A 26209-nucleotide genomic window follows, 5' to 3' on the forward strand; every position below is an offset into this window, starting at 1 on the left:
CCTCTGGCTAGCATGTCGCGCTCCCGCGTCAGAGCGTTCCGCCCGCCGCCTCTGCCATAAAGGCCGGATCGAAGCGCAGCTTGACGTTGTTGACATCGCCCAGCGTCGAGCCGTCGGAGAAGCTCATGCCGATCACGTCGACGCTCGGCGCGTTGGTACCAAGAATGCCGTGGCTGAACAGGAAGTTGCGCACCAGATCCATGGTCTTCGGCAGTTCGGCGCCGTTGGTGAATGCGACCGCCTTGGCCGGCTCGAAGAACATCGCCGTTGATGCAAGCTGAGCGTCGAAACCGGCAAGATCCGTCCCCGACGCCTTGGCCATCTCTTCCTTGGCCGCCTTGCCTTCGGGCGTGCCCGACGTCATCAGCGCCATGGCTTCATACCATGCACCGACAAGCGCCTTGCCCAAGGCCGGATTGTCCTTCAGCGTCGCGGTGTTGACGACCATCATGTCGATGATCTCGCCGGGGATCTCAGTCGAATCGAATACCTTGTGGGCGCCCGGCATGGCAGCGATTTCCGAGACCAGCGGATTCCAGGTGACGACGGAGGTGACGTCACTGGTGCCGTAGGCAGCGACCATGTCGGCATCGGAGGTGTTCACCACCGTAATGTCCTTTTCGGCCAACCCCACCGTCTCCAGCGCGCGCGCAAGTAGGTAATGTGAGACGGAGAGCTCGACGAGATTGACCTTCTGGCCGGCAATATCCTTGAGCGCGGTCTTGTTCTTGAGGATGACCGCGTCGTTGCCGTTGGAGAAATCGCCGACGATCAAGGCCGTCGTGTCGACACCGCCGCCGGCCGGGATCGAAAGCGCATCCATGTTGGTCATCGAACAGCCGTCAAAGCCGCCGGCCGTGTACTGGTTGATGCTCTCGACATAGTCGTTGATGCGGGTGATCTCGACATTGATGCCGTATTTGTCGGCCCACTTCTTCATGATGCCGCTGTCGGAAAGATAGCCCCACGGCATCCAGCCGACATAGATCGACCAGCAAATCTTGAAGTCTTTCTTGGGCGCCGCTTGCGCGGCTGAGATGAAGGGGAGGCTGAGTGATGCGGCTAGGATGATTGTGGCCAGTTTGCGAAGCATTACATACCCCTGTTTGCGATCCGGATTACGTCCGAACGTCTGTTTGGGGGGTTCACGGAGCGCGCATCCGGGAGAGGTTCGCGCCAGCAAACCCGTGCAGGGTTCTCCCGGGATTTTGGCCCGCCGTGTTCCGCCAGATGCCTCAATGCATCTCAAGCGGTCGCGTCTCTTGGACCAGCACCGTGATCGACACGGCCGGAACCCTAGACGCTCTGCACGTGAATAACGAAGCAAGGGGCGTGCCAGTCCGGAAAGCCGTCCTGAGGCGGCCTTTCCCCGGATTTGCAGGCAATCGCGTTATGCTGATGCCACAAAAGTCATCGCAACGCCGACGGATTAGGCAAGGAAAATCTAGCGTCAACCAATATGAGCAGGCTTGTGCCCTGGGGACCTCCGCTGATCGCACCCTGCTCTATGGTCGCCCACACATACATGCCCAATAGGGACACGTTCGGGAAGGGCGTGAGCGCGCGGCGGATCCGGATGCCAATTGGCGCCGACCCATGTGACGAGTGCGCCCGATCGTGCAAGGGCAATTCGTGAAATAAGCGCGACCGCAATGATGCTAGGCAAGCCCGATCGCGTGTCGGGAGGCAGTTGTGAAAGTTGCGATCATCGGACCAGGCTCGCTCGGGAAGGCCTTGGCGAAATGTCTTGGCCTCGCCGGGCACGAAATTCGCCTCAGCTTCAGTCGTGACGAAGGCAAGTTGCGCGCAATTGCGGCAACCCTCCGTGTTGGCTTCGGTGCCCCTGACGAAGTAGCGAGATGGGCCGACGTAATTGCCCTGGCGACGCCATGGCCGGCTCTCGAGCTGGCGATGGACGCGCTTGGCGATTTGTCGGGCAAGATCGTCTGGGACAATACCAATGCAGTCGCGCCTGACCTTTCCACGATGCTGCTAGGCACTACTACGTCTGTAGGCGAGGAGGTTCAGAGGCGCGCGCGGGGCGCCCTTGTCGTCAAGTGCATTCCGACCTTTGCCGAATTGCTTGACAGGGATGATCCGCGTCTCAACGGCGATCCGGTGACGAGCTATGTCGCCGGCAATGACGCAGATGCCAAGGCGGCGGTTTGCCGGCTTCTCGCCGATCTGCCGACAATGCCGGTCGATGTCGGCGATCTCACGGCCTCGCGCCTGATCGAGCCGATGATGCTGCTATTGGTCCAGCTCGCCTATCGGCGCGGGATGGGGCCGACAATTTCCTTCAATCTCATTCGACAGGACGGAACCGGTTCATGACTGATTATCTACCCGCGCGGCGCAAGGCGATTCCAGTAGGACGTCTGCTGATCGATGGCCAATGGCGCGATGCCGTCAGCGGCGAGACTTCGACGACTTTTGATCCGACCACGGACGCGGCGATCACCGATATTGCGAAGGCGGACGTCACCGACACGAGCGATGCCGTCGCGGCCGCGCAGCGGGCTTTCGAGCAAGGACCCTGGGCGCGGATGCATCATGAGGAGCGCGCTAAAATCCTGTTTCGCATCGCCGATCTAATGGACGAGCGGGCCGAGGATTTCGCGGTGCGCGAGGCGATGGATATGGGTATGCCCTATCGCGATTTCCGCGATATCATCATGCCGCACTGCTCAGGACTGTTCCGCTTTCATGGCGGGCTCGCCATGAGCGCGATGGACGGCGCCTACCGCACCAGCTACGAACCAAATATCAGGATCCTGACGCGGCGCGAGCCGCTCGGCGTGGTCGCTGCGATCACCCCGTTCAATTTTCCCCTCGCGCTGTCCTGTTCGAAAATCGCGCCGGCACTCGCGGCGGGTAACACGGTCGTTCACAAGCCTGCGACCGACACGCCCCTGACGGCCCTCGCCTTGGCGCAAGTGATCCTCGACGCGGGCGTGCCGCCAGGCGTTTACAATCTCGTAACCGGCCCGGGCGGCACCATCGGCGACGCGCTGGTCAACGATGCCCGCGTCGACAAGATCGCCTTTACCGGGTCGACCACCGTCGGCCAGGGCATCATGCGTAACGGTGTCGGGACGATGAAACACCTGACCATGGAGCTCGGCGGCAAGAGTCCCAATATCGTTTTCGCCGATGCCGATATCGATGCCGCGATGCAGGCAGCCTTCTGGGGCATCTTCTGGAACAAGGGCGAAGTCTGCGTCGCCGGATTGCGCCTGCTGGTTGAACACGCCTGCTATGACGAGGTCGTCGAGAAGCTGAGCGCCATGGCGTCGTCGGCGACGCTCGGCGATCCGCTGGACCCTGCGACGATGATCGGGCCGATCGCATCGCGGGGCGAGTATGACAAGGTCTTGAGCTATGTCGAAGAGGGCAAGCGCACCGCGCGACTGGCCGCGGGCGGCGGCACCCGCCAGGTGAACGGCAAGGGCCTCTTCATCGAGCCGACCATCTTCGCCGATGCGCCCAACGACCTAAGGATATCGCGCGAAGAGATTTTCGGCCCTGTCTTGCCAGTGATTCCATTCGACAGCGAGGAGGACGCGATCCGGATCGCCAACGATACGAGCTACGGGCTCGCCTCGGGCATCCAGACCAGCGATCTCGGCCGCGCCTTGCGGCTCGCCGACCGGATCAAGGCAGGCACGGTCTGGCTGAACTGCTGGCACAAGTACCATCCTAATGCGCCGTTCGGAGGTTTCAAGATGAGCGGCTATGGCCGTGAGCAGGGCCGCGAGGCGTGGGAAAGCTACACCCAATACAAGACGATTTGGGCGAATCTTGGCGAACCAGTCGAGATGGCCCGATGAGCGTGCGCGATTCCAACCCACTCGACCCGCTGCGTCCAAAGCGCGTCGCGATGGTCCTTTCAAACCCGGCTGTGTCAACCACCACAGGCTGGCCGGTCGGGTTTTGGTGGAGCGAGTTAACTCATCCCTGGCTCGCCTTCACCGAGCGCGGATACGAAGTCGCGATCTTCTCGCCTGAGGGCGGCAAATGCGAGGCGGATGCGTTGAGCGACCCGCGCGATCCGTCCGGCTATTCGGATAGGGATCTGATCTCGCTCGGTTTCCTGTCGACGCCGAAACTGGCGGCGCTGGTGGAGACGACCCGGCCCATCGCAGAGCTGTCGGTCGACGCGTTCGACGCGATCGTCGTCGCTGGCGGCCAGGCGCCGATGTTCACCTTCGAAGGCGCAACTGAGCTGCAGCGGCTGTTCGTCAACTTTTTCGCGGCCGGCAAGGTCGCGGCCGCCTTGTGTCATGGCGTCGCGCTGCTGCGCTACGCGCGCCTCTCAACCGGCGAGCTGCTGGCCAAAGGGCGCACTGTTACGGGGTTCGCCAATGTCGAGGAGGACTTCGCCGACAATGCCGTCTGGGAGATGGGCGCGCTGCCGCACAGTACGCATCTGATGCCATGGCGGATCGAGGATGAGATGCGTGCGCTCGGCGCGAACTATATTCAGGCCGGGCTGTGGCGCGATTTTGCCGTGCGCGACGGCAATTTGATCACCGGCCAGCAGAACTTCTCCGGAGCGGCGACCGCCCGTCTTGTCATCGAGGCGCTCGGTGGCTGAGGATCAAAGACCGCTCCTGTCGGTGAAGTTCGGGAGACAAACTCGCCGTCAGGGCGGGCGATGCCAAACGACATCGGCCCAGTAGGATCCGGGGTCCGTCCAAGAACTCCACCTCAAACAACCACTATCAGCAGCGGGGATGAACCATGGCCGTAGTGACGACACTTGATATTGCCGGCCTGACGGCCGAAGATTATAGCCGCATCCTCGATCGGATCGGCGTGGAGAGGCGGCCCGCTGGCGGCATCTACCAGCACATCGCGCATGCCACAGACGATGGTTATCGCATCATCGAGATATGGGACGACAAGGCAGGCCTGGAGCTCTTCTTGCAGGACACATTGTTTCCCGCCGCACAGGAACTGCAAGTTCAGCGTGAAATGAGCATTATGACCCAGACACTGCACAACATCTTTGTGCCCCGGATTGGTGAACTGACTGCCCTGGCAAATGATGCGCCTGGTGGACCAGTCAAACGGGCAAAAGTGTGGGCATCAAGGATCGAGGATGCGGCGATCGATCATCGAAGTCCTGGAGGAACTTGCGTCCGGACGCCCGGTACAACGATGGTGACCGCGGCAAGTGCAAAGAGGTTGTTCTTTCCTGCCGGCGACTATCGCCACGCGCCGGCCGGAGTCGTTCAGCTGCGAGTGATTCGCAGCGGTTCATCCTATGCAGAGATCGATCTTGGCCGCGGGCTGCGGCGCGTTTTCACCCGCCCCGGCGACCTGCTGCTCAGTCTTCCCGAGCGTGCCACGCGGTTCAAGATCGAGGAGCCGCGAGAGCTGACGATGATCACCGTTGACTCCGCGCTGGCGTCAAGGCTCCTGGTATCGGCAGGCGGGACCCCCGAGGACCTGGTCATCCTGACCGATCGACCGATACGCGATTCGCTGGTGGCCGAGTTGTGCCGACGCCTCGAAGGCGACTCGCCAGCCAACCCGATCGTCCGCGAATGGGCGCTGGGCCTGGTTTTCGCGAACCTGCTCCGTCTCGGGCATGCACGCCAGCGGCAGCAGAAGTCTCCGGTCCTAACCTCGCAGCGGTTCGACCGGGTCCTCGCTACGATTGACGGCGATCTGGAAAAGGGGGTGTCGATCGACCATCTTGCCGGAATCGCGGGAATACCACGACGCGCCTTCACCGCCGCCTTTCGCGAGGCGACGCAATTGCCGGTACATCAATTCATTTTACGCCGCCGCGTTGATCGCGCGGTCGAGCTTTTGGAAAATAGCGATCTGCCGCTGGCCGAGATTGCTCAGCACGCGGGTTTCACTCACCAGGCCCATATGAATCGCGTCGTGACCCGATTGAAAGGGCTGTCGCCAGGCCGGCTGCGGTCTCGCAGGCGCGACGGCTGACTTGTGATCTATTCCAGCATCGAATGGCGGAGATGTGAGTTGCTGAAACGTCCGTTGGCTAAGATGCCCGACAGTTTGCGTGCAGCGCTCGAGGCCGCAAATCTGATAACTGCTTTCGAGCAACGGCCTCCCTATCAGCGCAATGATTACTTGCATTGGATCGAGCGCGCCCGTCACCCGGAAACACGCCGAAAGCGCATAAATCAGATGATTGACGAGCTTACGAAGGGAGGAATCTACATGGGAATGCAATAAGAGCTGGCATCGCCGCGAAGCTAGCAGATCCGTCAACGATCATCTTCCGATCCGTGGCCTATCGAGATCGGGTGCTTTCCGCATTGATCTTCATCGATTTCCCCACGTTTTTGCGCAGAGGATGCAGAGAGCCAAATAGTGACAATCGAACCTATCCTCCATTTTCGTTTGCGGCAGGTGGCCATATGATCGTGACATCGCAAACCAATAACGTGCTCGGCAGCACGTCAGGAAGGTGGCGCGTCTGGTCGCTCTCGGACGGTTACATCGAGATGCCGGCGGACCTTCTGCGGGACCCGCAGGATAATCCGGTGCCGCAAGCTGCGTTGGCAGGGGCGCTTCGCCTGTCTGTCAATTGCTTCGCGCTGGCAGGTCCAGGCGTTGACGGCGTTCTGATCGACAGCGGAGGAGGGGGCTGGGCCCCGACAGTGGGGCGTCTTGAGCAGGCCATGGCGGAAGCCAAGATCGACCCGGCTTCGATCACGGTCTTGGCGCTCACCCACGCCCATCAGGATCATGTGCACGGACTTTTGACCCCCGACGGCCGAGTGCTCTTTCCAAACTTGAAGGCGATCGTAATTTCCGAGGCGGCTGTGGGGAGCTTTTTCGTTTACGCGCACCTTGCGCAGTTCCGGCCCCTGCTGAAGCCTGTCCAGAATGGCGACCAGGTGGGTGAGCGATTGAGGGCGGTCGCCTTGCCCGGTCATGCTGCCGGTCATACTGGCTACACGTTCGACACGGACGAGGACCGTTTCCTATTCTTCGGGGACATCGTTCATGTGCCGGCCTTGCAGTTCGGCAATCCCGCGTTCAGTTGGGGCTATGACGACGATCAGCTGACCGCGCGCGCAACCCGCCTAAAGGTTTTCAGTGACGCGGCCGAGGCGGGGACGTGGATCGCCGGCGCGCACCTTGGCTGGCCGGGCATCGGTCGCGTGGTGCGTAAGGGCGAAGCATACGGCTATGAGCCGGCAGGAGGACGAGTGACCGGATAGGCGGCCCTGTGCTGGTCGGTTTATACCGCTCTCTTCGCCCAAGGCAAGGATCTCGACGAGCAGCGCGCCGCACTCCGGCGTCCTCAACGGCGGCGGTACCATCGTCCGGCCCACCAAAATATCTGATTCTTGATCCACTGGCGGCCGATCTGCCTGAGGCTTACCGGATCGGCGTCTCGCCGCGAAACAGCGGCTGGTGCCCCCGCATCAAGGCGGCAATCCGGTCGGCGACTTTCCGTACCGGCGGGGAGTGACGTTCCTCGTGATGGGTGACGATCCATTGGTCGGTTTCAAGTTCGGGGATAGGCTGAGCAACGCGAACCAGCCGCGGATCGCCGTCACCGACGAAGCACGGAAAGACCGAAAGGCCGGCGCCGGCGGCCACCAGTTCGCGCACCGAATGGGTGTTGTTGCCGCGTACGGCGATGCGGTCGCCGTGATGGGCTTGCAGCCAGCGCGCCGAGGCAATGTTTGCGCCTTCGCCGGTGACGCCGACGAACAATCCGGCGGCGATGCCGTTGATCAGGTGACGTCCGGAATAAATGGCGTGGGCGACCTTGCCGCTCTGACGGCCGGCCAGCCACTGCTCGGTCGGGCGCTCGCTGCGGATGCCGATGTCGGCGGCACGGCGGCCGATGTCAACCCGGTCGGTGGTGGTGACAAGCTCTACCCTTATGCCGTCATCGACCGTCCAGATATCGCCGATATGGGCGGAAACGAAGGCCGAGGTCCATGGCCCGGCCGAGACGCGGACAATGCGGTCGGGCAGGTTTCCCTCGCGCCAGCGGGTCAGCGACTGCATTGCCGCCTCGACGTCTTCGGCGCGCCGCAGCAGTTCCTCGCCGACCGGGGTCAGCCGGTAGCCGGTCTGCTGGCGCACGAACAGCGGTTCGCCGATCTGCTTTTCGAGCGCGGTGACGCGTCGTCCAAGGGTGGCTGCGCTGAGGCGCGTGGTTCCCGTCGCTGCGCTCAAGCCACCCAGCCGCGCAACGTCGAGAAACAACCTCAGATCGTCCCAGCCGATATCCATTTTGCAGAAATGAAAAACTCCTTGCGACCGTGGCTGTAGCGCAAAGCGGGCATCGTGCGCAAGTATGCAGGCATTGGAGGCGTTGGACAATCCTGCCTGGCGGGACAGGGACAAGCGCCTCGGCTGGCCAAGAAGCGAACTGAACCCTTTCGATCGCGCATGCGATTGGCGCAGAGGTTTTGCGCTTCCGACCAACCCAGGCGCGCAGGCATTCTGCGTACCAAAGGAGACGATCATGTTGGATGAACTTCGATACCGTTTCGCCCGCTGGATTGCCTATCGCCAGACGCTTGCGAGTTTGAGGCAGGCCCGGGACAGCACACTGGCGGACGCCGGCATTTCTCGCGAAGAGATCCGCGAGCGTGCCCGCCACGCCAGCTTGCGTCGTTGAGGAGCCGGGCATGCAGATGATGATGCTTTGGGATGGCCGCTCGGTACCGCGCATCGGCATCGGCACCTGGGCGGCAGGTGGCCCCGCGCGTTGGCGTGACACGGCGACAATCTATGGCGAGGTCGACGATATCAGGTCGCAAGCCGCGCTGGCGATGGCTTATGAGATCGGCGCGCGGGTGTTCGACACGGCTGCCGCCTACGGCGCCGGCAATGCCGAACTGATCCTCGGGCGGGCGTTGAGGGGTAAGGACGAAGCCGTCATCGTCACCAAGGTCGGCTATTTCGGCGATCCCGAAACGCGTAAGATCGCACCCGAGGATGCCTCTGCCGCGGCAATCCGGACATCGATCGACAATTCGCGGCAGCGCCTGCAGCGGGATTGTATCGACGTCGTGCTGCTACATATCAACGAGTATCCGATCGAGCGCGCCGGCGAGGTGTTCGATACGCTCGGCCTGTTGCGCCAGGAGGGCAAGATCGGCGGCTTCGGCTGGAGCACCGATCACCGCGAACGGCTTGCCGCCTACGCGCCGCGCGAGGGGTTCGTCGCCGTAGAGAACGACTTCAATGTGTTTACCCCGGCGAACGAGCTGATGGCCGTTGCGGCGCGCGAGAACCTCGTCTCGTTCAGCCGGGTGCCGCTGGCAATGGGGCTGCTCACCGGCAAATACACGCCGGCCATGCGGCTGCCCACCAACGATGTGCGCGGCGGGAATGCCGAATGGATGGTGTTTTTCAGGGATGGCGCCGCCAACCCGCATTATCTGTCAAGGCTCTCGGCAATCCGCGACCTGCTCAGCTCGGGCGGACGCACGTTTGCGCAAGGCGCGCTCGGCTGGATACTCGCCAAGTCGGCAATCGCCTTGCCGGTTCCCGGCTTCACGCGGCCCGAGCAGGTCGAGGACAATCTCGGTGCGCTGGAGAAAGGGCCGCTGCCGGCAACGGTGATGGCCGAGATCGACGCAGTGCTGAAAATTGCCGAGACTGCGTAGGGTGTGGTGAATCCGGAATTCGCATTGGCGATAATGCGACCAACTTCGATCTCTCTGATGTCTGCCGATATCGCATTTTTCTTAGTCAAGCTTCCGTGGCGCAATTGAACACGGACGGAGCGGCGGACACGCTCGAGTTGAAGGTCCGCCGCTCCGGTTTTCAGATCAAAGAGTGATGCTGCAACGGGAGATGGGTAGCGAGCTGCGCTTGAGTTGCGCCGCCGACCGCGTCGCTGTCGAGAGAGAGCGACCCGGTTGAGCTGTCAAAGATGATGTGGTGGGAACCATCATCCGTGGCCGTACCAGCAGGGGAAGTATGCAATGAAAGCCCGCCCGACTTAAGCTCGGTAAGAGCGGCTTGATCGAGGTGGAGCTTGTCCTGAAGCTTGCTGAAGTCGAAGGCATCGTTGCCTCCGTGGCCAGACATGATCTCGGCGGCGGCGCCGTTTTTTGCCTGGGCGCCCACACTTTCATCGGGCTGGACGGTTTGCGCGAATCCGTGGCGGATCAGGCTGGTTGCCGTCTTGTCGGATGGATCGTTGGTCGGGAGAAGTTCCGAGCCGGCCGAAAGAGAATGGCTCAACGAGGCCAATATACGGTCAACGCTGCTGCCCTCGCTTACCTTGTCGCCGGCATTATCGTGGGTGGTGTCAGTCGAACTGCCATCGCTGGCGAGGAGGTGAGAAAGCGCGGTCTTGTCATGACTGCCATCGCTGGTGCTGGCACCGGAGGCGGCGGTAGCAGTCGAACTGCCGTCGCTAGCGAGGAGGTGAGAAAGCGCGGTCTTGCTATGGCTGCCATCGCCGGTGATAGCGCCAGAGGCGGCGGTATCAGTCGAACTGCCGTCGCTGGCGAGGAGGGGCGACAGCGCGGTCTTGCCATGACTGCCATCGCTGGCGGTAGTGCCGGGGGCGGCGGTAGTAGTCGAACTGCCGTCGCTGGCGAGGAGGTGCGATAGCGCGGTCTTGCCATGACTGCCATCGCTGGCGGTAGCGCCGGAGGCGGCGGTAGTGGTCGAACCGCCGTTGCCGGCGAGGAGATGCGAAAGCGTGGTCTTGCCATGATTGCTATCGCCGGTGGTGGCTTCGGAAGGGGCGGTGGCAGTCGAGGTGCTGCCGCCGGTGATGGTCCCGGCCGGGGCTGTGGCGGTCGAGGTGCTGCCGCTGGAGGTGGCTTCAGAAGGGGCGGTGGCGGTCGAGGTGCCGCCGCTGGAGGTGGCTTCGGCCGGGGCTGTGGCGGTCGAGGTGCCGCCGCTGGAGGTGGCTTCAGAAGGGGCTGTGGCGGTCGAGGTGCTGCCGCTGGAGGTGGCTTCGGAAGGGGCGGTGGCGGTCGAGGTGCTGCCGCTGGAGGTGGCTTCGGAAGGGGCTGTGGCGGTCGAGGTGCCGCCGCTGGAGGTGGCTTCGGAAGGGGCTGTGGCGGTCGAGGTGCTATCGCCGGTGGTGGCCTCGGAAGGGACCGTAGAAATGGGATCGGTGGCCGCAGCTTCGGAAGGAGCAGTCCCGGCGGTGCTGAGATTGTGTTGCCGGAAAACGGCCTGCAGTTCCGGGGAGCTCTCAAGCGCGGTGTCGCCTCGCTGTGAACCCCAGGCGTACGCGTACTCGAAGGCGGGTGACGGAACCAGCTTGGCCCAGTGGTCCATCATGGTTTCCATCTGGGCGGCGGTGGGCACGACATATTTGCCACCCATGTCGGTGTTATAGTCGCCACCGCCAAACGTCTGGTAGCCTGGAATGATCTTGCTCGTCGGGATGCCCGATGCCTGAGCGGCAGCGACGAATTTGTCGATCATGTTATAGTCGACCGCGCCATCCGTGCGGACAGGATAGACATCCACGCCGTAGTAATCGATACCGGTATTGGCGGGATTGTACGTGCCCGAAAAATCCGGATTCGCCGACGTCCCCAAGCTCATCATCGTGATGTAGGTCTTGGCGTCCGGCACATTGGCGTGAATCCAGTCGGATTCTGCCTTCAGATTCGCGGCGGAGGCGTAGGTGCCCCATTGGCCGGTGGGATCCGGCTCGTCGACCAGGAAGAATCCGAACAGCTTCGGATTGCCGATGAAAGGCGTGATCTTGTCGATAAAGGACGACGTCGCTCCGTCGGTTTCGTTGAGGTAGACCAAGCCCTTCATACCGTCCGGCAGCGCATTGAGTTGGTCAACAGATGAAACGTCGGCCAGATTGAATCCGGCTTGCGCAATTTCCGTGCCCGATCCACCTGACGTGTAATGCAGAGTTGTCATCCAATATTCCTTTTTCTGTTTCGACCGTGCCTACTTACAGACGGCGTATATTAGCGCCAAATCACATACCGACACCCTCTGACAGAAATATTGAGGTTTGAAGTAGGATTGAGCGTTGGAGGGGCGCTCCCTTCGAACTCGTTTCCGCAACGGTATCGACGACCAGCCAAGGATGGTTCTATTCGGGATAAGACTCGGCTGACTTGATCCGACCGTGTGGAGCTTGGCTCGAATGGCGCGGTCGAGAAGCCGTCCGACGCAGGACGGCCGGGAAATCTGAAAACCAGACCAAAAACAAAACCCGCCTACCGGCGGGTCGTCAGTGCGAATCTGCACAGTACCCAAATTACTAGCATAGCTGCCGGCACAAAGCAAGAACAAAATGTGACGCAATCGACGAAGCTGCCGATCTAGACGGCGCCTCTCCGAAATGCGAATGCGCCTCGCAGCCGGCATTGCCGCAACAGCGGTGCCGTGCAACATCGGCGGCTTGGAAGGAACCCCGGTGCTGTCTCGCCTGATCGCCGGCCTGCTGCTCGCCTGCGGATTGACCCACAGATCATGTATTCGCTTACGCAGGCGTCGTGGGGCTACCCAGTTGCCTTTTCCGCGAGGCGGCGGTTGGACTCAAACATCTTCTGCGGCATCCGCCGAAAGCTCCTGATCATGACGTTCGCGCGGAAGAGGTTTGCCGGATTGGCCGCGAGGCTGGTGCAAAGCGATATATCCCAGACACCAGGGCGCGGACGAGCGGCTTGCGTACCGGCGTCTCGATGAAGCGCCAGACGATAAAAGAGGCAAGGAGGACCCCGGCCAACACGACGAAGAATGCGGCGTTCTTGCCGACATGAGGCGCCAGCGCGTTAAGCGAAATGTAGCCGATATACTGGTGCAAAAGATACAGCGGATAAGTCAACCCTCCGAGCATCATGATAGCCTTGGATGGAGCAATCACGGAGCGGAGCAATATCGCGCCAGCGAAGACTCCGTAGACCACCATGTTGGCGGTGAAGAGAGCAGGATACGAAATGGCTGCGCCAAAGTGCTCCTGCATCCAGTTATGAGAGAACATTGCGGTCTGGCAAGACACCAGGAACGCGACGGCAAGAAACAGGAACGCAGCCGGTGAACGGCCCCTTGCAACGATGTCTTCCGCGAGGATGCCCGCGGCAAACAAAGGCGCATAGTTTGTAATGAAGAGAATGCGTATCACCGGGTTCCCAAAGAAGAACTCGTTGGTTGCCGAAATTGCGAGCCAGATGGCCGCGATGGGTATTTTCCAGCGCTGAAAGGCGCCGGCAAAGATCAGCACTGCAACCCAGCCGTAAAACAGGATCTCGAGCATGATCGACCAGTAGACGCCATCCATGGACGGCCTGCCGAAGAGGCGGGCGAACATGGAAAGATTGGCTACATAGGTTGGAACATCGGTCGGAAAACGCTGATCTTTGGCGACGACGAGAACAACAAACGTCGCGGTCATGCAGACGAGGAATCCGGGATAAAGCCGGGCGAAGCGGGCGACCGCGAATTCCTGCCAGGTTCGACCTTCGGCCGACCACGCGATGACGAAACCGCTGATCAGGAAAAACAGATTGACGCCGAGATAGCCGTAGATGGCGTAAGGTGCTGCGGCAGGATATTCCACGTCGAGATTGCCCGCGATCGCGCCGCCAAAAAGATAGTGAAAGAGCACGACCGCGAGGGCTGCAGCCAGGCGCAGCAGGTCGAGTGATGCCATGCGCGCCGGAATGGCCTTGCCTGCCGGTTCCACAGCTACCTCCCACAGCCGTTTCAGCTTTTGACACCCATCAGCGGCCTGATCCGCAATACCAGTGCTAACGCGAAGACTGCAAACCGGCGGCAGGTCAAGCCTTTACCTTCTCAAGTACGAACAGCTGCTCGCAGGACAGGAACCGCAGGACGCTAAAAGAGCGTACCAGCTTGAGCCCCGCCGCCGCGAAATCCTGTCGTGCAACGGTGAGATTGACGGGATGAGGCGCCGACATCCTTCCGGTGATCATCTTCCGCAGCCTTAGCCGTATTCTCTGGAGGCGGGTGCCAAGGCCGTAGGATACGATCAGGCGACGGCTGGCAACGCGCGCGAGCTCAATGATAATGTCGCGCCTGAGATGTGGCGGGATAAGGTGAATGAGGCGAAGGCAGACCACCGTGTCAAAGCTTTCGTCGGCGAACGGCAGCTGCGTCACGTCACATCGGATGAATCCCCGAAATCCGGATTGACCTTCATATGCTGATTTAGCCAAGGCCATCATTTCCATTGAAATGTCTGCAGCCAGCACCCGACAATTATGCTGGCCCAGCACGCCGGCCAGCTTCCCGGTTCCGCATGGGATATCGAGCACCTGAGATGGAGGCGGGCTGCACCTCTCCAGCGCCTTGGCGACGCAGCGTTGCTCCCGTCGCGCAATGACGTATGACGCAACGGTGGACAGCTTCAACCGGCCTGCATAGCCGTTCAGGTACCAGCTCGCAAAACCCGGATCTTGATATCTCTGTTTTGTCGGGAGCTCATAGGCCGCGACTGCCGCGACCTTGGCGTTGTAATTGGCAGGTATAGCCGTATTTGCCGCTGCCGTCTGATGTGGCTCGAGGTTCTCGCTCATATGCCTGCTTTCATACGATTTCTCCCGCAGATGAGATCGAAGATTTTTGTCCGACACGTTCATTGGATAGCCGACCAAGCTGCCCTATTGGCGATAGAGGGGATAAACGGCCAGTTGGCTGCGTCCATCACAGAGAAGGTTTCCAGAAGGCTGGGTGTCTTGCATCCCTCGAACGGATGAGACATGCCGAACTCATGACTGCCGCGCCCTCGCGGAAGTGTGCTGGGGAATAGGGCTACTGCACACCCCTTTCGGAGACGGAGCGGTAAACGGACGGTAGGCAATCCGGAAGGATAGTGACCGAAACGCACTCCTTCCGTTCACGATTTTGGCGTCCGTCGATATCCTAACGTGACCACACCGTCATTCATACGGATGGCGCGGATTCCTGGCTCGTCGGCTAGACATCCCAGGAAGAGATGAGCGTTCGCTTCAGCAAATGGACATGACGTCACTGCCAGTAGGCTTCCCTCAGTCTGGATTGAAAGATGATCTTGGAGCTATTTGGGCCGTCCGGTGCTGGTAAGACGACGTTAGCGTCCGAGCTGGTGCACGTTTTGCGAGCTCAGGGCTACTGTGTTGTTTTGCAGACAGGTGACCGCCGACATCCGGTTAGAAGGGCCGCCTTCAAACTGGTCTCCGGCTTGCATTCAAAGTGGATCGGACAGCGTTCTCTCGGTGCAGAAGTGCTTAAGATTCTTCCACCCAAGAATGAGCTGTGGGCGGCTCGCCTGAACTGGCATCTTGAAGCTCTTCTTCAAGCTTGGCGCGCGGCAATAGCGTCCAATGACACGATCTCAATTTTTGACCAGGGTATGGTGCAATTCGTATGTTCACTGGTTTTGTTCAGCGGCGTAACGGATCGTGAAAGGGTGTCGCGCGCGCTCGAGCTTCTACCCAAACCGGATCTGCTTGTCCGATTGCAGGCGCCAAGGGAAATTCTAGAGGTCCGTCTGAAGGAACGCCGGCGTAACCTCGGTATCATTCAGAAGTTCCTCGAAGTCGATCTGCAGAGCAGTCTTGATCATATTGACCACGTTAATCTCATTGGGGAACAACTTGGATCGTTTCCCGTGCCAACAACTTGCGTCGAAAGTTTAGATTCGAACGGGCTCACAGCCGCCACAGAAATGATAGCGCGTGGAGTAGTCGACAAGTTCGGCGCGACGCGGGCGAAATTTAAAAGAGTTGAAGCTTAGAGAGATGCGGTTTTGAAGCGTCGACAAAGAGATATCCAATAATATGGAAAATCGAATTATTGAAAAGGAACCGCGCGAGTTGACATGACATGCGCTTTTCTCGCTACCAGACTGCCTTGGCGTTGACGTTAGCTGCTGTCAGCGCGATATCCATAGTTATCCACGGGGCGGTGAGTGGAGAGGACGTCGCATCGACAAAGTTCGTCGCGCCGGTAGCCATGGACCTGCCGGATTACCTGCACGCCGCGAAGGATGCGGCATTTGGCACAACTTTCACCCGAATAACCAAACCCGGAATCCTCGGCGCCGGCATCGCATGCGGGAGCAAATATTGCAGCCACCGCTATTCGAGCGCCCAGGCCTGGAATTCGGATCAGAGCCTTCTTGTCATCAGCAACGGCTGCGGCGGCTTATGCTTCCTGGATGGGCGCACCTACGCCCCGCTTTTTCGCCGTGATCGATCGACCGAATGCGAATGGCATCCTCACGATCCCGACCTGATGATCTGCGTCGGTGGTCGGAAAATCTCGACCTGGGCGCCACGCACCAATCATGAGGAGGTCCTGTTTGTTTCGGCTGACAGTAGCAATCTCCAGTTCGGGCCATACAAAGGTAATCCAAGCCGTGATGGCAGCCGTATTGCCGTACGCGCGGTTCGCCGGGACGGCAAAGCGGTCGTCTTTGCCTACGATCTCAGACAGCGGCGGAAATTTCCGGAAATCGATCTCGCACAGCTTGTCGGAGCCAACGGCGCCTGCTCAATCTCGCCGCTGGGCGTCAACATCTTATGCATTCAGAACCTGAAAGACGACACTGAACAGACGTTCATCTTTTCTGTTGACGGCGTTCTGCGCCAGAAATGGACTGAGCATCATCGGCCTGGCCATGGCGACATGACCGTCGATGCCGACGGCAGCGAAATCTATGTGGGGATCAGTAAGTCCGATCCAGACATATACCAGGTGATCAAGCGAAGGCTGTCAGATGGGAAAGTCACCTCGCTCATGAGATATGGTGAAGCACAGCATGCATCGCTCAGGTCGCTGGACAGGCCCGGTTGGGTGTTCCTTACCTATTCGGGCAATCCGGACGAAGTATCGAAATATCCGGCTTGGGCGCCGTATGCGCGGGAAGTCATCGCGTTGCGCATCGACGGCAGCGGAGAGGTCCGGCGCATTGTGCAGACGAAGAACGTTCCATTCGACTACTGGAGTGAGACCCACGCCTCGCCGTCCCCGGACGGTTCACAGGTGATCTGGTCAAGCAATTGGGGAGTACCCGGCGGGCCGGTTTACGATTTCGTCGCCCGTATTGACTGGCCGGAAGGATCAGACACCGGCTCGAGAGCATTAGCCGCGAGCGGTCTTCAATAACGAAACCTTCCGGTCGCCTATGGCGATATCGCCGATCGTGCTTGCTCCATTCACGCTTTTAACGCCTCACGTTCAACTTCGCCGCCATACGGCTCCGTTCGATGTCGATTCATTCAAACGGACGACGACAGTGGCCAAGCCTGCACCTAGCGTGATTGTGCAGTTTGCAAGGCTTATGAGCCTTGCCGGAATCCTACGAATTACAGCGATGACGTCGGGTGACGGCTTGTATCGCCAAGGGCGCTCGCGCCGGAGCACACTGTTGATGTCACGGCCGAGAAAGGAACAGCAGATGGATACGGATAAGCGAGCCGAAGAGAATGCCTCTTTCAACCCTGAGTTGTTAGAATGGTTGGTATGCCCAATGACCAAGGGCTCACTTGCCTGGGATTCGGATCGCGATGAACTCGTTTCGAAGAGCGCAGGACTTGCCTATCCGGTTCGCGACGGCATTCCAATCCTGCTAGCCTCGGAGGCACGGACGATCACCTCCCGCGTGGTCAAACTTCGCGCATCCAGACGATGATGGGAGCCGCGCTAAAGTAGGCGGCTTTCCGACGACAGCCAGCAATGACAGGAAAGTGTGCCGCGGAGCGCGAGCCGTTTGTCTGCGGACCACTCTGCGCTCGGCACCCGGGCAGTGCCGACCTCTTTGATGCAAGGCGCGGCGACCTGAACCGGCTGGGTACGGCGGCCCGCTGCCGGGACAGGGGTTTGCGTCATTTAAACAGACGAGGACAGTGGCAAGACCTGCCCCTACCGTGACCTGGGCGAGATGGGTAGCGAAACCAACACCATGAAAGCAAATTCAAGGGCCGGCCACTTCGCGCGATCGGGCTACAGCGAACGGTCAGGAGACGCAGGATGAATCCGCATCTGGTGTGTGTCGGAGGCGAGGATCATGCCCTGCGAATTCCGTTCTTGATGTCGCTGCGAGAGAAGGGATTCTGTGTTACTGCGGTGTCGAGCGGCGGTGAAGCCGCATTCCTGCGGCATGGCATTCCGCATCGCAGCTACGGTTTCGACCGATTTTCCAGCAGCAGCGGAGAATGGGCCGCCATCAGAACCATTCGAAAGCTGATGGCGGAACTCCGGCCGGACATTATCCAAAGCTTCGACACCAAGCCCAACCTGGTGACGCCACTTGCGGTGCGCGGAAGCGTTCCAGTCGTGCGCACTATCAACGGTCTGGGCTGGACGTTCTCGTCCCTGGAACCGCGCGCCCTTGCCCTGCGCCCAATCTTTTGCGGACTGCAATGGCTTTCGTCGTTATGGACGGCGGCTACGGTGTTCCAGAATCGGGACGATCAGGCATTCTTTGAACGCTACCGACTGATCGGACGCGGCAGCGGACGAGTGATCCGCAGTTCTGGAATCGACGTCGATGCGTTCGCCATGGCAAGGCATCTTGCCCCGTCGGCGATGAAAATGCGCGAAGAGCTTGGGCTCCAATCCGCCGAGATCGTAATTTTTGTCGGCCGGCTAACGCGCCAGAAAGGCATCCCGACACTCCTCAAGGCAGTCCCTCGCATCCTGTCGGAAAGGCCCAATGCCCGTTTCGTGCTTGTCGGCCCATTGGAATCCGAGGGCCCATTTGCAGTGGACAAGGCTGAGATCGATCGACATGTGCCGCATGTCATCGCCTTGGGTCCACGACGCGACGTTCCTGCCCTTCTTGGCATGGCCGATCTGTTCGCCTTTCCAACACAATACCGAGAAGGGATTCCGCGCGTCCTGCTGGAAGCAGGGCTCGCGGGATTGCCTATCGTCGCCTCGATGATGCCTGGTTGCAATGAGGTGGTCGAGGACGGATGGAACGGCCATCTCGTCCCCCCGCACGATGCGAACGGCCTTGCCTCTCGAATTATAGAGGTCCTGTCCGACCGCCGGAAAGGACGGACCATGGGCGCTCGCTCTGTCGAGCTCGTCCGGACGCAGTTCTCGCTGCCCTGGGTGGTCGAGCAATATTGCGATCTCTACGACAATGTCCTTAGTGCCAAATCCCAGGGCGGCTTCGCTCGACCGGCATCGCCGGTGTTGCTTGAAGAGCCTGCTGCAAACCGCGGATCGGGTGGAGCGCGCCGATGATCCGGGACGCGATCCTGGCCTGCGGCGTGGCCATGTCGTATGCGGCGCAGCTCTCAGTTCCGGGCTTGCCCTACGGTTATGGCGAATTGTTTCTCGCGCTTTGGATCATGCTGTCGATCGGGCGGGTGCTCGCCGGCGGTCACTTGGTAGTCAGGCCCGCCCTGATCCGTGTTGCGGGCTTCTGGCTGATCATCACGCTCGCTCTGGGTATTGGCACCATCGTTGGCTACCTGACTACGGTACTGTATCTGTCGGTGGTGATGCACGATGTGGTAGCCTACCTGCTGCTGATCTGCGTCACCTGCCTCGCCGCCGCGGAGCCCGACGCGGATCGCCGTCTGCGCAGTGCTGCCTGGTGGGTGGTCGCTATTGCGAATGCATGCTTTATTGTTCAGCTGGCACTTGGATGGGGTTGGATCCACCAATCCGGCGTCGATCCCTGGTACTGGGATCGCTTCCGAGGCTGGTCCGAGAACCCCAACCAGCTCGCGCTCTATTGCGCACTCCTTGGTCCGCTCGCCTTGCATCTTGCGACGACTACAAGCAAGCCGTGGGCGAGGTTGGCCGGGCTCAGCAGCCTTATCCTGACCATCTATGTCGGAAGGCTGACGAAGAGTGATACCTATCTTTACACGACGGTCCTGGTCGGCCTGATATTTCTTGGGCTGCGGGTTCGGACATGGCTCGCAGCCGGTGACGGCAAGGTCAGCCTGTCCCGGCAAGTTACCCTCCTGCTGATGATTGGCTTCCTTCCGTTGGCCATGTCGATGACGCCTTACATCGTCACGGAGGTGGGCAGCGTCGAACAGTTCGCCTTGAGTCTTACCAAGGACAAGGGCGGCGAAGCGACCGCCGAAACCGCTGCACTTCGAATCCATCTCTGGGGAGATGCATTGGCCAAGGGCCTAACGTCAGGATCCCTGGGCCTTGGTCCTGGCCCGCATCTGGAGCGCCCGCCCATTTCCTACAGCCAATTTCTGCCCCGGCCTTTCGAGGCTCACAACACGATTCTCGATCTGTACACTCAAGGTGGTTTGGTTGCGGTCCTGGCCCTGGCTTGGATTGTCGGCGCGGCGGCTTTATGCGCATGGCGTGCGAAGCTCGATGCCCTGTTCGTGCTGGTGGTGTCGATCGTCATCTTCGGAATGCCACATCTGATCATCCGCCATCCAATCGTGTGGTTTGCGCTTACCATTTGCCTTGTTGCCGGAACGCCGCGAACGATTTCGGCAACCTCTAGCGACCTGAGGTGATGGCATGTGTGGGATTACCGGAATTCTCCTTGCACCCGATGCCGCCAACATCAAGCCGCTCAGGGCAATTGGCCAGATGACGACGGCCCTTCGTCATCGTGGGCCTGATGGCGAAGGCTTCTGGATCAATCGCGAAGCCGGCATTGCCTTCGGCCACAGGCGTTTGGCTATAGTCGACCTATCGGAAGCAGGACGCCAGCCGATGCATTCGGCAAGTGGCCGATATGCCATTACCTTCAACGGCGAGATCTACAATTTCCGCGATCTGCGCCGCGAGCTTGAAGACGCTGGCCATCGGTTCCGTGGCGCCAGCGATACCGAAGTGATGCTGTGCGCAATCGAGAGCTGGGGTCTCGACACCGCACTCACGCGCCTCGCTGGCATGTTCGCATTTGGATTGTGGGATCTAAAGACCAGGACCCTCCATCTCGCCCGCGACCGAATGGGCAAGAAGCCGCTCTATGTTGCTGCAACGCGCGATGCGCTCGTTTTTGCCTCCGAGTTGAAGGCAATCCATCGTTTTCCAGGTTTCTGTCAGGAGCTCGATCTCGACGCGGCCGCGACAATGCTTTCGAAGGGATGGGTACCGGGTAACTGTTGCATCTGGCGAGGCGTGTTCAAGCTACCTCCGGGCTCGGTCCTGTCTGTGACGGCGGCGGATTTTGCCGAGGCGCGCAGCGCCGCATCCCTTTCGCAACGCGCCCGACACTGGTGGTCGCTGCCTGAAGTCGCCGCGAACGGTCGACAGAATCTAATCGCCGGTACCGACGAAGAACTGACCGATGGACTCGACGACCTGCTTCGACTTGCCGTCCGGGAACGCATGATAGCCGATGTGCCGCTGGGTGCCTTTCTGTCTGGTGGCCTCGACAGCTCCACGGTTGTGGCGCTGATGCAGGCCCAATCGCCAAAACCGGTGCGCACATTCACGATCGCTTTCGGAGAAGGCGGGTTTGATGAGGCTCCCCACGCGGCGGAGGTCGCGCGGCACCTGGGCACCGATCATACTGAACTCCACCTTTCAGCAGCCGCTGCGCGTGAAGTCATTCCGGAACTGCCGCGGATCTGGGATGAGCCGTTCGCCGATGAATCGCAGATACCGACTTTGCTCGTGGCGCGGCTCGCTCGCCAGCACGTTACGGTGGCCCTATCAGGCGACGGTGGCGATGAATGCTTCGCCGGTTACGCCCGTCATTTCATGGCTGCGCGGTTGAAACGACAGCATGCGCTGCCGTCGCCGCTGCGTCACGCGCTTGCTGCAGGGGTCGGATTGCTGGCCCGTGCAGCGCGTCACGATTTCGTCGGCAAGCTGCCGCTTTCGGCAAGTGGACGGCACGCGCTGCGGAGCGACCGGCTGCATCGCCTCGCTTGGCTGCTCGCTGCGCCAGATGAGGACGAATTGCATCGACGGCTGACCGGAGCATCGACCGGGAGCCTCGCACTCCACACGCCGCCCACATCAATTCAAGGGTCCCCCCGGCTTGATGGCCTGCTGTCCCGTCTCTTGTACGACGACATGGCCGGTTACCTGCCCGACGATATATTGGTGAAGTTGGACCGCGCCAGCATGGCCAATAGCCTCGAAGGCCGGTGCCCGCTTCTCGACCATCGGGTTGTCGAATTCGCCTGGCGGCTGCCGGCACATGCGAAGGTCCGCAATGGCAAAGGCAAGTGGCTTCTTCGTCAGCTGCTTAGCCGCTATGTTCCGCAACGGCTGATCGACCGGCCGAAGCAGGGTTTCGATGTTCCCATAGCAGTCTGGCTGAGCGGCCCGTTGCGCATCTGGGCCAGCGATCTAGTCGCCGATATACGCCTCTCCGGAGATGGGATCTTCGACTTTGCGAAGGTCGAAACCTGCTGGCGCGACCATCTTGACGGAAGACAGGATCATTCTCGCGATTTGTGGCCCGCGTTGATGTTCCAGGCCTGGCGCAACGAGGCCGGGCGGTCCGCCGGGCCGGCAACGGGCATGTCCACAGCGCTCGAACTGACAGGAGTATGAGATGGAAGGTTCCATAGTCAGCCGAATTCACCTTCCGCACGCCACTGAAATGCACGTGCCGACGCGCGAGATCAATCCGCGCATGAGGCCATTCCTGCGCGAACAGGTCGACGCGCAGACCCCCTTCCATCAACTCCTCATTACCATCGCGAGGAGAAAATGGTTCCTGCTTGCAATGGTGATTTTGGGCGGAGTGTTGGCTGGGCTTGCGGGTTTTGTGCGTCCTGTCCTGTTCGAGGCGACCGCACAGGTGATTGTCGATGCTCCTGGCAGGAACGCGGCTCCCGGAGGTGCGGATTCTGCTCAGGAGATGCTGGATGCGAGCATTGATGACCACTTAACCATGCTCTCTTCGCAGGGGCATCTGCGTCGCCTGGTGGCAGCCCTACGCGAGACAAAGATCGGCAACATTGCTGAGCAAGGTGATGTCGGAAATTCCCGCGCCGCCCCGGTAGGCGGCAACCTGCAGAACATACGCACCTTCGCAGCTGGTCTGCTAGAAAGGATTTGGCCGCAGGGCAGGCCGGAGGCGGCCGATGCAGCCGAACTCAAGGCATTGCGGAAGGGCATGAGGGTTGGACAGGAACTGAGATCAAGGGTGATCACCGTCGGCTTCACCGACGACGATCCGGCGCGAGCCGCCCTGGTGGCCAATACGTTCGTCCAAGTATACATCGACGATCTCGCACAGAAGCGCAGGGCGTCAGACAAGCTGGAACTCGCCTCGATCGTCGCCAGCCTGCCGGTCGTACAAAGCGACCTGGCGAAAGCGACCGACCGCCTGGAAAAGTATCGACTGAGCCATGGCGCGGTCGATCAAGGTGCGGCGGATAACGCTGCCAAGGAGACAGCCGAACTTAGTCAGCAGATATCCTTGTCGAAAGCGGATCTCTCAGCGACGGAATCTCGCCTTCAGCACATCGAGGCTTTGCGAGAGGAAGGAGCATCGGTGGCGGCGCTCGCCGAAGCGATCGGGTCTCCGGTATTGGCCGACATGGCGGCCCGCCAAGCCAACGACAATGCGGATGCGGGCCTTAGCACTGCGATCAACGGCGAGATCGAACAAGGCACTGCTCGCATTGCGGCGGAGGGGAACATCTACCGTGCCCAGATCGCTGCTCTGGAGGGCCGTAAGAATGTGCTCGATGCCGTGGTGGCCGACACAGCCGGCCGGCTTTCCGGCTTGCGTGCGCTCGAGCCGCAGGTCAGCATCCTGACGCAGCGATACAACCAGCTTCTCACCCAACAACAGGATCTGGTGCAGCGCATCGCAACTCCCTTGCCCGGGGTCTCGATCCTTTCAGCGGCATGGCCGCCAACGAATCCAAAAACCCTGCCGCCCATCTTTCTTATTCCGCCCGGCATGATCGTGTTTGGCCTCATTGGCGGGGTCTTCGTCTTGGTCCGCAGCCGTCTCAATCAGACCTTGCGCGGCGGGGCCGAAGCTGAAGCCGCGCTCGGGGTTCCGTGCCTGGGGCTGATACCGGAAGCGCCCACGATACACGCGAAACGACTACAGCAGCTGGTTCTCGGCCAGCAAAACTGCAGCTACAGCCGAGCCGTCACTTCTCTCCTTGTCACCGTGGCTCTCAACAAAGCGAGAGGCCGTGCGTCGCACGTCATCCTCGTCACGTCCAGCGTCCGGCATGATGGCAAGACCGAGCTCGCATGGAGCCTCGCCTTGGCAGCTACCCGACTTGGGGGACGAGTGCTTTTTCTCGATCTTGACGGCACGGGCGCCCGCCTCACGAACGAGTTTCTGAACGAATTCGGTGCGTTCAAGCCACATAAATCCTTTGGAGACTATATGAGCGACCGTTGTCCGCTGCACGACGCGGTCACGGGAATGCCTGAAATTGGAATCGACTTCATGGCACTCGCACCATCAGAGGATCTGCTGCCGCAACTGTCCATGATCGACGGGTCCCTGGTCACAGATGAGCTGCGCTCGATGTACAGCATCGTCATCATAAATGGACCGCTGGGGCTTGGAGGACCTGAGGCCAGGCTACTGACGGGCTGGGCTGACGCGGTTCTTTTCGCTGTTCGCTGGGCCAGGACGCGTCGCAGCATCGCGCGTGGTGTTCTGCAGTTGCTGACGGAGGACGAGACGGCTCAGGTCCCCGTAGGCAGCGTTCTCACGCAGGTCAATCTTAGGAAACACGCCGGCTACCGGTTTGGGGACAGCGCGGATCTCTTGCTCGAGAGAACATCATGAATGTCACATGCGGGATTCCGCGTAACGACCGCCACGGCATTCGACCTGTCGAGCGGAAGATAATATCGACGATCTCGCAGTCCGGAGCAGGGTCCGCGGCCAAAGGCGATCAAGGCGATGAAATGCGCGACGCCGGCGCAAAAGACATCGACGATTTCAGCGATCCGAAGCTCGCCCGCTTCCCTGCGGCCTCCGTTGCTCCAACGAATATGGTTTTGCCGCACAAGGAGGACACGGGCCGGGGTCTCGGCTATGCCAGCATCTTCGCTCTTTTGGTCTATATCGGGGGTGCGGGCTTGACCAGCTTGGCGCAGTTATTGATTGCGCGCATCGTTGGCTCCACCAGCTATGGCATCTACTCCTATGTTCTGGCCTGGACCTCGGTGCTTGCCTATCTTGCAACGCTTGGTTTCCATGTATCCTTGTTGCGTTTCGTCTCCGCCTACAGTGCCAAAGGGCGGCTTGACCTGGTACACGGCGTAATCAGGTTTGCTCTGCAGAGGTCGCTGGCGGCGGCGACACTATTCGGCATCGTTGGCGCCGCCTTGATCTTTTTCTTTTCAGATCCTTCTCACAAGGAGCTTCAAATCAGCCAGCTGCTAGGCATGGCAGCAGTGCCTTTGGTCACCGCCTACGCTTTGGGCGCAACACTTGTTCGTGCTTTCGGCGGCGGTGTCTCGGCCCTCCTGCCGGAACGCATAGTGCGCGACGGCCTCTTGTTGACGTTGCTGGGAATGGCGGGCTTATCCGGATCATGGACCCCCAACGCACCCTTGGTGATGCAGGCGGTGCTGGCAAGTTCAGCCATCACGGTCGGCCTGGTGTTCGTCATGGCGACAAAATTTCAGCCGCCTGGCTTGCGGCAGGTTCAGCCAGGCGACGAGTCGCGGGAATGGTGGTCCGCGGTTCCGCCAATGATGCTCATGGCTGGGCTCGATGTTTTCATCAGCCGGGCCGGAGTCATGGTGCTGGGCTGGACGCATCACATTCGCGAAGCAGGCATTTTCGCATTGGGATTGAACGTCGCCTTGCTTGTGAGCCTTTCCCTGGTTGCCGTCTCTACGATGTTTGCGCCGACAGCGGCTGCCCTTCATGCCCGAGGCGATCGGCTGGCTCTGCAGCAGCTGTTTTCACGGGCCGCCCTACTTTCCTCTGGTGGGGCTCTAACGATGGCCATCCCGATGCTTGCGATTATTGAACCTCTGTTGAGCTGGTTCGGCGGGGATTTCAGTACCGCGGCACCCGTCGCGCGGATACTCATTCTCGGATATGTCTTTGTCGCGCTGTGCGGACCCCAGATGCTCCTCTTGATGATGACCGGAAACGAATGGGCGGCAGCCGCAACCATGATCGTCGGCGCTGCGGCCAGTATCATAGGCTGTGCCACAGGAATTGCGCTCTACGGCGCGCCGGGCGCCGCAGTGGGCCTCGCGCTTGCGTTGGCGATTTGGAATGTGGCGATGTCGATCTACATCAGCAAACGGCTGAAAATTATCCCTGGGCTGATCTTTGCGCTAACATCGTTCAGAACGCACGCAGTCGAAGGCCAGCGGCGACATTGGTTCCTGCGCTGATTTGAGA

General features: G+C 60.4%; 21 protein-coding genes and 1 riboswitch. Of the genes, 16 read left to right on the plus strand and 5 right to left on the minus strand.

Going from position 1 to position 26209, the window contains the following annotated elements; translation table 11 throughout:
- Window positions 1-28 precede the first annotated feature (28 nt).
- Window positions 29-1093 carry a putative urea ABC transporter substrate-binding protein gene (locus tag NKI97_RS09350; protein WP_352449698.1) on the minus strand — a complete coding sequence of 355 codons (1065 nt, stop codon included), beginning with the start codon at window positions 1091-1093 and terminating at the stop codon, window positions 29-31.
- Window positions 1094-1195: 102 nt separating this feature from the next.
- Window positions 1196-1311: riboswitch (guanidine-I (ykkC/yxkD leader) on the minus strand.
- Between the two features lie 381 nt (window positions 1312-1692).
- Here NKI97_RS09350 and NKI97_RS09355 point away from each other — a divergent pair.
- The 6 genes from NKI97_RS09355 (at window position 1693) to NKI97_RS09380 (ending at window position 7208) form a co-directional block, all read left to right on the plus strand.
- A complete protein-coding gene (locus NKI97_RS09355; RefSeq protein WP_352449697.1) occupies window positions 1693-2334 on the plus strand; it encodes an NADPH-dependent F420 reductase in 642 nt (213 codons plus the stop codon).
- Entirely contained in the window at window positions 2331-3830 is a 1500-nt protein-coding gene (locus NKI97_RS09360) for an aldehyde dehydrogenase family protein (protein WP_352833696.1), read from the plus strand. The genes NKI97_RS09355 and NKI97_RS09360 overlap by 4 nt, the downstream gene beginning before the upstream one ends.
- Window positions 3827-4597, plus strand: a complete 771-nt coding sequence (locus tag NKI97_RS09365; RefSeq protein WP_352833698.1) for a type 1 glutamine amidotransferase domain-containing protein — start codon at window positions 3827-3829, stop codon at window positions 4595-4597. The genes NKI97_RS09360 and NKI97_RS09365 overlap by 4 nt, the downstream gene beginning before the upstream one ends.
- Window positions 4598-4743: 146 nt before the next feature.
- Complete coding sequence (locus NKI97_RS09370; protein ID WP_352833701.1) at window positions 4744-5958, plus strand: helix-turn-helix domain-containing protein; 1215 nt, start codon at window positions 4744-4746, stop codon at window positions 5956-5958.
- A 63-nt stretch (window positions 5959-6021) separates the two neighbouring features.
- The gene (locus NKI97_RS09375) at window positions 6022-6213 is read left to right on the plus strand and encodes a YdeI/OmpD-associated family protein (protein WP_352449783.1); all 192 of its coding nucleotides are present in this window, start codon (window positions 6022-6024) and stop codon (window positions 6211-6213) included.
- A gap of 185 nt (window positions 6214-6398) precedes the next feature.
- Window positions 6399-7208: an MBL fold metallo-hydrolase gene (locus NKI97_RS09380; RefSeq protein ID WP_352747570.1), complete on the plus strand. Its 810-nt coding sequence runs from the start codon at window positions 6399-6401 to the stop codon at window positions 7206-7208.
- A gap of 160 nt (window positions 7209-7368) precedes the next feature.
- On the opposite strand, the gene NKI97_RS09385 is transcribed toward NKI97_RS09380, so the two are convergent.
- On the minus strand, window positions 7369-8238 hold the full coding sequence (locus NKI97_RS09385) for a LysR family transcriptional regulator (RefSeq protein ID WP_352449691.1): 870 nt from the start codon (window positions 8236-8238) through the stop codon (window positions 7369-7371).
- A 235-nt stretch (window positions 8239-8473) separates the two neighbouring features.
- Between NKI97_RS09385 and NKI97_RS09390 the strand changes: the two genes are divergently transcribed.
- Window positions 8474-8629 (plus strand): YjiS-like domain-containing protein, encoded by a 156-nt coding sequence (locus NKI97_RS09390; RefSeq protein WP_156937304.1) that lies wholly within the window; start codon window positions 8474-8476, stop codon window positions 8627-8629.
- Between the two features lie 10 nt (window positions 8630-8639).
- Window positions 8640-9623: an aldo/keto reductase gene (locus NKI97_RS09395; protein WP_352743514.1), complete on the plus strand. Its 984-nt coding sequence runs from the start codon at window positions 8640-8642 to the stop codon at window positions 9621-9623.
- A 160-nt stretch (window positions 9624-9783) separates the two neighbouring features.
- On the opposite strand, the gene NKI97_RS09400 is transcribed toward NKI97_RS09395, so the two are convergent.
- The 3 genes from NKI97_RS09400 to NKI97_RS09410 form a co-directional block, all read right to left on the minus strand.
- Window positions 9784-11868, minus strand: coding sequence for a calcium-binding protein (locus NKI97_RS09400; protein WP_352833704.1), 2085 nt, complete (start codon window positions 11866-11868; stop codon window positions 9784-9786).
- A gap of 664 nt (window positions 11869-12532) precedes the next feature.
- Complete coding sequence (locus NKI97_RS09405) at window positions 12533-13642, minus strand: acyltransferase family protein (protein ID WP_352449688.1); 1110 nt, start codon at window positions 13640-13642, stop codon at window positions 12533-12535.
- Window positions 13643-13736: 94 nt separating this feature from the next.
- On the minus strand, window positions 13737-14558 hold the full coding sequence (locus tag NKI97_RS09410) for a class I SAM-dependent methyltransferase (protein ID WP_352833707.1): 822 nt from the start codon (window positions 14556-14558) through the stop codon (window positions 13737-13739).
- Between the two features lie 425 nt (window positions 14559-14983).
- Here NKI97_RS09410 and NKI97_RS09415 point away from each other — a divergent pair, with 425 nt between their 5' ends.
- The 8 genes from NKI97_RS09415 to NKI97_RS09450 all read left to right on the plus strand — a co-directional run bounded on the left by NKI97_RS09415 (window position 14984) and on the right by NKI97_RS09450 (window position 26202).
- Entirely contained in the window at window positions 14984-15694 is a 711-nt protein-coding gene (locus NKI97_RS09415) for an AAA family ATPase (RefSeq protein ID WP_352679332.1), read from the plus strand.
- Between the two features lie 89 nt (window positions 15695-15783).
- Complete coding sequence (locus tag NKI97_RS09420; protein ID WP_352449685.1) at window positions 15784-17067, plus strand: hypothetical protein; 1284 nt, start codon at window positions 15784-15786, stop codon at window positions 17065-17067.
- A 292-nt stretch (window positions 17068-17359) separates the two neighbouring features.
- Window positions 17360-17593 carry a Trm112 family protein gene (locus NKI97_RS09425; protein ID WP_023675609.1) on the plus strand — a complete coding sequence of 78 codons (234 nt, stop codon included), beginning with the start codon at window positions 17360-17362 and terminating at the stop codon, window positions 17591-17593.
- Between the two features lie 338 nt (window positions 17594-17931).
- Complete coding sequence (locus NKI97_RS09430; RefSeq protein WP_352833710.1) at window positions 17932-19155, plus strand: glycosyltransferase family 4 protein; 1224 nt, start codon at window positions 17932-17934, stop codon at window positions 19153-19155.
- Window positions 19152-20408, plus strand: coding sequence for an O-antigen ligase family protein (locus NKI97_RS09435; RefSeq protein WP_352833712.1), 1257 nt, complete (start codon window positions 19152-19154; stop codon window positions 20406-20408). Before NKI97_RS09430 ends, NKI97_RS09435 begins: the two co-directional genes overlap by 4 nt.
- 4 nt (window positions 20409-20412) lie before the next feature.
- Window positions 20413-22410 (plus strand): asparagine synthase (glutamine-hydrolyzing), encoded by a 1998-nt coding sequence (gene asnB, locus NKI97_RS09440; RefSeq protein WP_352833715.1) that lies wholly within the window; start codon window positions 20413-20415, stop codon window positions 22408-22410.
- 1 nt (window position 22411) lies between these two features.
- Window positions 22412-24628: a GumC family protein gene (locus tag NKI97_RS09445; protein WP_352833718.1), complete on the plus strand. Its 2217-nt coding sequence runs from the start codon at window positions 22412-22414 to the stop codon at window positions 24626-24628.
- Entirely contained in the window at window positions 24625-26202 is a 1578-nt protein-coding gene (locus tag NKI97_RS09450) for a lipopolysaccharide biosynthesis protein (RefSeq protein WP_023675614.1), read from the plus strand. The genes NKI97_RS09445 and NKI97_RS09450 overlap by 4 nt, the downstream gene beginning before the upstream one ends.
- Window positions 26203-26209: the final 7 nt, after the last annotated feature.

The organism is Mesorhizobium sp. M0296, from assembly GCF_040321675.1.
Classification (GTDB): Bacteria; Pseudomonadota; Alphaproteobacteria; order Rhizobiales; family Rhizobiaceae; genus Mesorhizobium.

Coding starts and splice junctions, on each gene's coding strand:
- NKI97_RS09350 (WP_352449698.1), bottom strand. CDS start 1,093: ATGCTTCGCAAACTGGCCACAATCATCCTAGCCGCATCACTCAGCCTC.
- NKI97_RS09360 (WP_352833696.1), top strand. CDS start 2,331: ATGACTGATTATCTACCCGCGCGGCGCAAGGCGATTCCAGTAGGACGT.
- NKI97_RS09365 (WP_352833698.1), top strand. CDS start 3,827: ATGAGCGTGCGCGATTCCAACCCACTCGACCCGCTGCGTCCAAAGCGC.
- NKI97_RS09370 (WP_352833701.1), top strand. CDS start 4,744: ATGGCCGTAGTGACGACACTTGATATTGCCGGCCTGACGGCCGAAGAT.
- NKI97_RS09375 (WP_352449783.1), top strand. CDS start 6,022: ATGCCCGACAGTTTGCGTGCAGCGCTCGAGGCCGCAAATCTGATAACT.
- NKI97_RS09380 (WP_352747570.1), top strand. CDS start 6,399: ATGATCGTGACATCGCAAACCAATAACGTGCTCGGCAGCACGTCAGGA.
- NKI97_RS09385 (WP_352449691.1), bottom strand. CDS start 8,238: ATGGATATCGGCTGGGACGATCTGAGGTTGTTTCTCGACGTTGCGCGG.
- NKI97_RS09390 (WP_156937304.1), top strand. CDS start 8,474: ATGTTGGATGAACTTCGATACCGTTTCGCCCGCTGGATTGCCTATCGC.
- NKI97_RS09395 (WP_352743514.1), top strand. CDS start 8,640: ATGCAGATGATGATGCTTTGGGATGGCCGCTCGGTACCGCGCATCGGC.
- NKI97_RS09400 (WP_352833704.1), bottom strand. CDS start 11,868: ATGACAACTCTGCATTACACGTCAGGTGGATCGGGCACGGAAATTGCG.
- NKI97_RS09410 (WP_352833707.1), bottom strand. CDS start 14,558: ATGAACGTGTCGGACAAAAATCTTCGATCTCATCTGCGGGAGAAATCG.
- NKI97_RS09415 (WP_352679332.1), top strand. CDS start 14,984: ATGATCTTGGAGCTATTTGGGCCGTCCGGTGCTGGTAAGACGACGTTA.
- NKI97_RS09420 (WP_352449685.1), top strand. CDS start 15,784: ATGCGCTTTTCTCGCTACCAGACTGCCTTGGCGTTGACGTTAGCTGCT.
- NKI97_RS09425 (WP_023675609.1), top strand. CDS start 17,360: ATGGATACGGATAAGCGAGCCGAAGAGAATGCCTCTTTCAACCCTGAG.
- NKI97_RS09430 (WP_352833710.1), top strand. CDS start 17,932: ATGAATCCGCATCTGGTGTGTGTCGGAGGCGAGGATCATGCCCTGCGA.
- NKI97_RS09435 (WP_352833712.1), top strand. CDS start 19,152: ATGATCCGGGACGCGATCCTGGCCTGCGGCGTGGCCATGTCGTATGCG.
- asnB (WP_352833715.1), top strand. CDS start 20,413: ATGTGTGGGATTACCGGAATTCTCCTTGCACCCGATGCCGCCAACATC.
- NKI97_RS09445 (WP_352833718.1), top strand. CDS start 22,412: ATGGAAGGTTCCATAGTCAGCCGAATTCACCTTCCGCACGCCACTGAA.
- NKI97_RS09450 (WP_023675614.1), top strand. CDS start 24,625: ATGAATGTCACATGCGGGATTCCGCGTAACGACCGCCACGGCATTCGA.